General features: G+C 72.5%; 5 protein-coding genes and 1 pseudogene. 4 read left to right on the top strand and 2 right to left on the bottom strand.

The window, feature by feature from the left end; all coding sequences use genetic code 11:
- Positions 1-407: 407 nt before the first annotated feature.
- From ACWEN3_RS35095 to panD, 3 genes are all read left to right on the top strand, one after another.
- A complete protein-coding gene (locus ACWEN3_RS35095) occupies positions 408-1,895 on the top strand; it encodes an FGGY-family carbohydrate kinase (RefSeq protein ID WP_452979344.1) in 1,488 nt (495 codons plus the stop codon).
- Positions 1,896-2,118: 223 nt separating this feature from the next.
- Positions 2,119-3,753, top strand: coding sequence for a fucose isomerase (locus ACWEN3_RS35090; RefSeq protein ID WP_452979342.1), 1,635 nt, complete (start codon positions 2,119-2,121; stop codon positions 3,751-3,753).
- Between the two features lie 292 nt (positions 3,754-4,045).
- Entirely contained in the window at positions 4,046-4,465 is a 420-nt protein-coding gene (gene panD, locus ACWEN3_RS35085; RefSeq protein ID WP_452979339.1) for an aspartate 1-decarboxylase, read from the top strand.
- Positions 4,466-5,103: 638 nt separating this feature from the next.
- Here panD and gndA read toward each other — a convergent pair.
- Positions 5,104-6,543: an NADP-dependent phosphogluconate dehydrogenase gene (gndA, locus tag ACWEN3_RS35080; RefSeq protein ID WP_452979336.1), complete on the bottom strand. Its 1,440-nt coding sequence runs from the start codon at positions 6,541-6,543 to the stop codon at positions 5,104-5,106.
- Positions 6,544-6,813: 270 nt separating this feature from the next.
- On the opposite strand from gndA, the gene ACWEN3_RS35075 reads away from it, so the two are divergent.
- Entirely contained in the window at positions 6,814-7,959 is a 1,146-nt protein-coding gene (locus ACWEN3_RS35075) for a transglycosylase family protein (RefSeq protein WP_452979333.1), read from the top strand.
- Here the strand turns inward: ACWEN3_RS35075 and ACWEN3_RS35070 are convergent.
- Positions 7,949-8,376: pseudogene (locus tag ACWEN3_RS35070) on the bottom strand (hypothetical protein); the annotation flags it as partial. The gene ACWEN3_RS35075 and the pseudogene ACWEN3_RS35070 overlap by 11 nt on opposite strands.

Here is an 8,376-nt window from a genome sequence, read left to right as displayed (position 1 = left end):
CCGCCGCCCCCCCGCCCGCCCCCGCCCGCCCCCCCACCCCCCCCCCCCCCGCGCCCCCCCCCCCCGGGCGCGGGGCCCCCGCCCCCCCCCCGCCCCCCCCCACCGCTCCTCCCTGTCGGTGTCACTTGATGCCGGGCGTCTTCACCAACTCCACGCCGTCGAGTCCGAAGGTCCTCATCGTCCCTTGCCCTCATGGGTGGGTACGGGCCGCACCGCCATGGCCGCAGAACATCCTGAAATCCATTTCATCAGAAGGTAGGAGCGGGTCTCGGAGTGCGTCAAGGGCCGAGACCCGCAACTGCAACCCGGGGAGGCAACCGGCGGCAAAGATGGGGTGATTCTCCTGGAAGTCGGTCACTTGTGTGCGCTGCCTTGACGCTGAAATCGATTTCTGCGAGCGTGCCCTCATGCCTCGCAACGCAGTCATCGGTGTGGACATCGGCACGTCGAGCAGCAAGGGCGTCCTCGTCGGTCTCGACGGTGCGCTGATCCGCTCCGCCGTACGGGAGCACACCCCCGCAAGGCCGGGCCCCGGCCGCTTCGAGATGGACGCCTCCGTGTGGTGGCGCGAGTTCACCGAACTGGCGCGGGAGTTGACCGCCGCCGACGACACCACGGTGATCGCCGTCGGGGTCAGCGGCATGGGCCCCTGCGTCCTGCTGACCGACGAGCACGACACCCCGCTGCGTCCCGCCGTCCTCTACGGTGCGGACACCCGCTCGGTCCACCAGATCCGCGCCATCGAGGAGCGGCTGGGCGCCGAGGAGATCATCCGCCGCGGAGGCTCCGCGCTCACCACCCAGGCGGCCGGCCCGAAGATCGCCTGGGTCGCGGAGGAGGAGCCCGGGCTCTACGCCCGCGCCCGCCGCCTGTACATGCCGAGCTCCTGGCTGGTCAGGAAGCTCACCGGGGCCTACGTCCTGGACCACCACTCGGCCAGCCAGTGCACCCCGCTCTACGACACCCTCGCGGGGGAGTGGTACTCCCCCTGGGCGGCCGAGGTGGCCCCCGGCATCGACCTGCCGCGACTGCGCTGGTCCGGTGAGACGGCCGGCACCCTCACCGACGAGGCCGCCCGGCACACCGGCCTTCCCGCCGGTATCCCCGTCACCACCGGCACCATCGACGCCTGGGCCGAGGCGCTGAGTGTGGGCGCACAGAACACCGGTGACCTGATGCTGATGTACGGCACGACCATGTTCCTCATCCACACCGTGCCCAAGCCGCTCACCAGCCCGTCCCTGTGGGGCACCGTGGGCGCGCTGCCCGGCACCCGCAACCTGGCCGGCGGCATGGCCACCTCCGGAGCCGTCACCAACTGGCTGCGCGACCTGTTCGCCGACGCCGACCATGCCGACCACGCCGAACTCACCCGCCGGGCGGCCGAGTCGGGCCCCGGTGCCAACGGCCTGCTGATGCTCCCGTACTTCTCCGGCGAACGCACCCCGGTGATGGATCCGGACGCCCGCGGGGTGATCGCCGGCCTGACGCTGTCCCACACCCGCGGCGACCTCTACCGGGCCGCGCTGGAGGCCACCGGCTTCGGCGTCCGGCACAACATCGAGGTCATCGAGGCGGCCGGCGGCGACATCCGCCGCGTGGTCGCCGTCGGCGGCGGCACCCAGGGCTCGCTGTGGACGCGGATCGTCTCCGACATCACGGGCCGGCCGCAGGAGCTGCGCACCACCACCATCGGCGCCAGTTACGGCAGTGCGCTGCTGGCCGCGCAGCTCGTCGGCGACGCCTCCATCGACGACTGGAACCCGGTGCGCGAGACGGTGACGCCCGATCCCGAAAACGCCGCCCGCTACGACGAGTTGTACGCCCTCTACCGGCGGCTGTACCCGGAGACCTCGGCGACCGTCCACGCCCTGGCCGCGCTGCAGGAGCGCTGACTCCGCTCCCGCCTGCCTGCCGCGGGCGGACCCGTGTACCCGCGCACCCCGCCGACGAACACACCCATGGCGATGCCGTCGCGACCGGCTGCCACGGCTGCCGACCATGCCGCCGTGCCCCCTGTACCAGGCGGACGGCCTGCCGACGGGCCGGCACCACTGACCGATCGCTCGACCCGCCGACCCCCACCCCGGGGCCGGACGTACGACCAACGGAGACCGCATGACCGCGTACACCCTGCCCGAGCTCCACCGGCGGCCCGTCGCAGAGCCGAACACCGTCTACACCGTGGCCAGCGGCGACCTGCGCCCCGCCGCCAACGTGACCTGCTGGCCCACCCAGGAGAAACTGGAGAACGACCTCGCCGCGGCCCTCACGGACCTGGGCTGGAAGATCCGCCGCGGCCACGCCGTCGACCAGGCCGAGGGCCACGGTTTCATCGACAGCCAGCACGCCGGAATCGAGGTCTTCAGGCACCTGCCCAAGGATGCGCCGCTGATCGTCGTCGAGGCCGTCTGGCAGTACAGTCACCACGTCCTCGCCGGCCTGCGCAGCCATGAGGGCCCGATCCTGGTCGTGGCCAACTGGAGCGGCGAATTCCCCGGCCTGGTCGGCCTGTTGAACCTCGCCGGCAGCCTCACCAAGGCGGGACGCGACTACTCCGTCCTGTGGAGCACCGACTTCACCGACGCGTGGGCGCGCGACGGACTGCGCACCTGGCTGCAGACGGGCACCCTCACCCACGACACCCGCCATGTCCGGCCCCTGCCACCCCTCCCGCATGACCCCGAGACCGAACTGGGGGTCGCCCTCGCCCAGGAGCTGCGCGAGGAGAAGGCGATCGTCGGCGTCTTCGACGAGGGCTGCATGGGCATGTACAACGCCATCATCGACGACGAGTTCCTCAACCCGCTCGGCATCTACAAGGAGCGCCTGTCGCAGAGCGCTCTGGTCGCCGAGATGAAGAACGTCTCCGACGAGGAGGCCCGGGCGGTCCGCGCCTGGCTCGACCAGGCCGGGATGACCTTCCACACCGGCACGGACGAGGCCACCGAGCTCACCGACGCGCAGCTGCTCAGCCAGTTCAAGATGTACATAGCCGCGCTGCGCATCGCCGACGACTTCGGGCTCGACGCGGTCGGCATCCAGTACCAGCAGGGCCTCAAGGACACCGTCCCGGCGAGCGACCTCGCCGAGGGCCTGCTCAACAACGTCCAGCGCCCGCCGGTGCTCAGCCGCGACGGCGCCCGCGAGCTCTACCCCGGCGCACCGCTGCCGCACTTCAACGAGGTGGACGAAGGCGTCGCCGTCGACTCCCTCGTCACGAACCGCATCTGGACGGCGATGGGCCTCGACCCGGCCACCACGCTGCACGACATCCGCTGGGGCGAGGAGTACGACGGCCGGTTCGTCTGGGTCTTCGAGATCTCCGGCTCGGTGCCCGCCTCCCACAACGGCGGCTACCACAAGTCGTACAGCATGCGGCAGCCCCCGATGTACTTCCCGCTCGGCGGCGGCACCCTCAGCGGCGTCTCCCGGCCGGGCGAGATCGTCTGGTCGCGCGTGTTCCTGATGGACGGCCGCCTGCACGTCGACCTCGGCCGCGCCACCTCGGTCGAGCTGCCCGAGGAGGAGACACGGCGACGGCTCGACGCCACCACCCCCCAGTGGCCCATCATGCACGCGGTCCTGCACGGCGTCACCCGCGACCAGTTCATGGCCCGCCACCGCGCCAACCACCTCAACGTGGCCTACGCCCCCGACGCGCCGACCGCAGACAAGGTGCTGCGCGCCAAGGCCGCGCTCTTCGCCGAGCTGGGCGTCGAGGTTCATCTGTGCGGAGACGTGGCGCTGTAGCCGGCCGAGCCCGTGGGCGCCGTGTGCCCCAGGGGCGCGCAGACCCGGGAACCTCACGGTGTTCCGCCCACCCCCGTACGGGCGGAGCACCGCGAACCAGGGTCGGCGAGTCCCTCAGCGCCACCTGCCCTGGCGTCGACCTGATGGCTCGTCGGGAAAGTCGGCAGCGGGTCGGTGTGAGTCCTGGAACACCTGGGGAGAGCTGACCGGACATGCGAATCGATGTAGTCTCCGAAGACCGCCCTTGACCTGCAAAAAGCAGGCAGGGAGCAGACAAACCGGGAGACTCTCCGTGCTTCGTACCATGTTCAAGTCCAAGATCCACCGAGCCACCGTCACCCAGGCCGACCTGCACTACGTGGGATCGGTGACCATCGACGCGGACCTTCTCGACGCCGCGGACCTGCTGCCGGGCGAGCTCGTGCACATCGTCGACATCACCAACGGCGCCCGTCTGGAGACGTACGTCATCGAGGGCGAGCGGGGCTCGGGCGTCATCGGGATCAACGGGGCGGCGGCGCATCTCGTCCACCCCGGCGACCTGGTGATCGTCATCAGCTACGCCCAGGTCGCCGACGCCGAGGCGCGGGCGCTGCGGCCGCGGGTCGTGCACGTCGACGGCGACAACCGGATCGTGACCCTCGGCGCCGACCCGTCCGAGCCGGTGCCCGGGTCCGACCAGGAGCGCGCGCCGCACTCCGTGCCGGCCTGAGTGGTTCCGGGGTGGCCCGAACCCCGCTCGGCCGGTTCGCCGCTGCCGTCGGGTGAGTGGCCGAGCGGCGGTCGGGTAGGCGGGGGAGTAGTCCAGAGGCGACGTCCTGCGACCGCGGAGGACCCGATGACGAACCCGCAACCCGACCCCGTGACGCCGGGACCGGCACCGGACCCGTACCCCACCCCGGTACCGCCTCCGGAGCCCGGCCCCGGCCCGGCGCCCACGCCGACCCCGCCGGGCCCCGATCCGGCACCCCCACCGCCTCCACCGGGCCCCGGTCCGAGCCCCACACCACCCCCGCCGGGCCCCGGCCCGACCCCACCGGACCCCTCACCGTCCCCGATCCCACCAGGCCCGGAACCCGTACCGAACCCCGAGCCGGGCCCACCCCTCACCTGAAACCACCGGGAGCCGGAACGCGCCCTCGAGGGGCGCGGGGAACTGTGCGCTCGGCCACGACGCACCGGTAGCCGCGACACAACCGTTCCCCGGCCCCTCAAGGCGCCTTCACCTGCGAAACACCGGCAGCCGGAGCACGGCCCGAAGGGGGGCGGGGAACCGTGCGCTCGGCCACGTCGCTCCCGCGGCCGCGCCACGCCCGTTCCCCGCCCGCGAGGCATGTCCGCCCGAGGGACCTACGCCGACACCTCCGACCGGTCCCCGCCCCACAGCGTGTGGAACGAGCCGTCCCGGTCCACCCGCCGGTACGTGTGCGCACCGAAGAAGTCCCGCTGCCCCTGCGTGAGCGCCGCGGGCAACCGCGGCGCACGCAGGGCGTCGTAGTACGCCAGCGCCGCCGCGAACCCCGGCGTCGGCACCCCCTGCCGCGTCGCGGCGACCAGCACCTCGCGCCAGTCGTCCTGCGCCCCCGCGATCTCCCGCGCGAACGTCTCGTCCGACAGCAGGCTCGGCAGGTCGGCGCGGGCGTCGTACGCGGCGCGGATGCGGTCCAGGAAGGCCGCGCGGATGATGCAGCCGCCGCGCCAGATGGCGGACACGGCACCGAGGTCGATGTCCCAGCCGTACTCCTCGCTGCCCGCGGCGATCTCGTGGAAGCCCTGCGTGTACGACACGATCTTGGACGCGTACAGCGCCTGCTCCACCCGGTCCGCGAAGGCCGCCGCCTCGGCCTCGCCCAGCGGGGACGCCGTCGGCCCGGTCAGGTCGCGCGAGGCCTCCCGCAGGGCCGCCTGCCCGGACAGGGAACGGGCGAACACCGCCTCCGCGATGCCGGAGACCGGGACACCGAGGTCGAGCGCGATCTGCACCGTCCAGCGGCCGGTGCCCTTCTGCTCGGCCTGGTCCACCACCACGTCCACGAACGGCTCGCCGGTCTCCGCGTCCACGTGGGACAGCACCTCGGCGGTGATCTCGATCAGGTAGGAGTCGAGCCGGCCGGTGTTCCAGGTGCGGAAGATGTCGGCGATCTGCGCGGGGGAGTACCCGGCGACATCGCGCAGCAGCTGGTACGCCTCGCCGATCAGCTGCATGTCGGCGTACTCGATGCCGTTGTGGACCATCTTCACGAAGTGCCCGGCGCCGTCGGGACCGCAGTGCGTGACGCAGGGCGCCCCGTCCGCCGCCTTCGCGGAGATCTTCTCCAGCATCGGGCCGAGGGACCCGTACGACTCCTTCGAGCCGCCCGGCATGATGCTCGGCCCGTGCAGCGCGCCCTCCTCGCCGCCGGAGACGCCCGTACCCACGAAGTGGATGCCCCGCTCGCGCAGCTCCCGCTCCCGGCGCCGGGTGTCCGCGAAGTGCGCGTTGCCACCGTCGATGATCATGTCGCCGGGTTCGAGCAGCGGGGCGAACTCCTCGATCACCGTGTCCGTCGGCTCACCGGCCTTCACCATGATCACCAGGCGGCGCGGGCGCTCCAGCGCCGCCACGAACTCCTCCGCGGTCTCCGTCCCGATGAAGTCGCCCTCGTGCCCGAACTCCTCCACCAGCGCCTTCGTCCGCGACGCCGTACGGTTGTGCACCGCGACCGTGTAGCCGTTGCGCGCGAAGTTCCGGGCGAGGTTGCGGCCCATGACCGCGAGGCCCGTGACGCCGATCTGCGCTGAAGTGCTCATACCGCCTGCTCCCTAGCTGCCTCGTGACTACGGCTCCGTCAGTACGGGTCCTCGCCCATCCTGACGTGCCGTTCCGGCGAGCGCACATCCGACCCGCCAGGCATGTGTACGCGGCGGGAAGGCCGTCAGCCTCAGTCCTCCGGTAATCAGACCAAGGAAGGCCCGATACCGGCCACTTGGCGCCCGTCGGAGGCCGGATTTCCGTCTTGTCATGGCCTGTTCGCGGCGCTTACTTTTGCCCCTCCTGACGCAGCCGAGGGGACATCGGACATGGCCGTACGCGGCCGGCATCGCCGGTACCAGCCCAACAGGATCAACCGTGCCTCACTGACCGTCACGGCGGGCGGCGCCGGCCTCGCGATCCCGCTGGTCGCCGCGGGCAGCGCCGACGCCGCCGACGCGGCCACCTGGAACAAGGTCGCCGCCTGCGAGTCCAGCGGCGACTGGAGCGTCAACACCGGCAACGGCTACTACGGCGGGCTGCAGTTCACCCAGTCCACCTGGGAGGCGTACGGCGGCACCCGGTACGCGCCGCGCGCCGACCTGGCGACCCGGGGCGAGCAGATCGCCGTCGCCGAGAAGGTGCTCGACGGACAGGGGCCGGGCGCCTGGCCGGTGTGCTCGGTGCGGGCCGGGCTGGCCAGGGGCGGCGCCGGCCCCGAGATGCACACCGACAGCGCCACGACCCGCCCCGCGAAGACCGTCCCGGTGCGGGACGTGCGGCCGCAGACCACCCCGCAGTCCCGCGCGGGCCGGGCCGAGATGTACAAGGTGGTGCACGGCGACACCCTCTCCGGCATCGCCGGCGAGCACCACGTGCGGGGCGGCTGGCAGACGCTCTACGCCGGCAACCGCGCCACCATCGGCGCCGATCCCGACCTGATCCTGCCGGGCCAGCGGCTCAGCCTGGACGCCACCGTCGCGCCCGGCACCCCTACCAAGTCCCCGAAGAGGAAGGCGCCTTCGGAGACCTCGCACAAGAAGACCCCGCACCCGGCCCCGTCGACGGGCCACTCCTTCGCCGCGCCGGTCGACGCGCCCATCGGCACCGGCTACCGCGTGGCCGGGTCGCACTGGTCGAAGGGTTACCACACCGGGATCGACTTCCTCGTGCCGACCGGCACCTCGGTGAAGGCGGCGGGGGCCGGGCAGGTGGTGGCCGCCGGGTGGGGCGGGGCCTACGGCTACCAGGTGGTGATCCGGCACGCCGGCGGCCGCTACACCCAGTACGGGCATCTGTCGGCCATCTCCGTGCGGGTCGGCCAGACCGTCACCACGGGCCAGCGCGTCGGCCGCTCCGGTGCCACCGGAAACGTCACGGGCCCGCATCTGCACTTCGAGGTGCGGACGGGACCCGACTTCGGCACGGACATCGACCCGATCGCCTATCTGCGGGCCCGCGGCGTCACGATCTGACGCGCGTACGCCGCCGGACCAGCACCGGCAGCGGCATGGCGACGCCCATGGGAAACACGGCGTACGACGCCGGGAGCGTGCCGTCGCCTGGCGGTTCGCCGCCCCCGGCGTCCTCCGCGGTGTCGCGCGGCGCGCGTGCGAGCAGCTCTCGCAGGTCGGGCCCGGTGTCCTCCGTGCGGTCGTCGCGCGGCGCCGATGCGAGCAGCTCTCGCAGGTCGGGCCCGGTGTCCTCCGCGCCGTGGTCGCGCGGCGTCGTTGTGAGCAGCTCTCGCAGGTCCGGCTGGGCGAGGAGCCCGTCGCGGTCGGCGGGTTCGGAGGCGCTCCGCGCGGTAACCCGCTGCTGCGGCATGGCGAAGAGCGCTTCTCCGGTGGCGAGCGCTTCTCCGGTGGCGAACGCCTCTGCGGCGGCGAGTGCCT

The organism is Streptomyces sp. NPDC004561 (genome assembly GCF_053602155.1).
The sequence above is the reverse complement of the archived record's forward strand: the minus strand, read 5'-3'. Positions and strand labels throughout refer to the sequence as shown.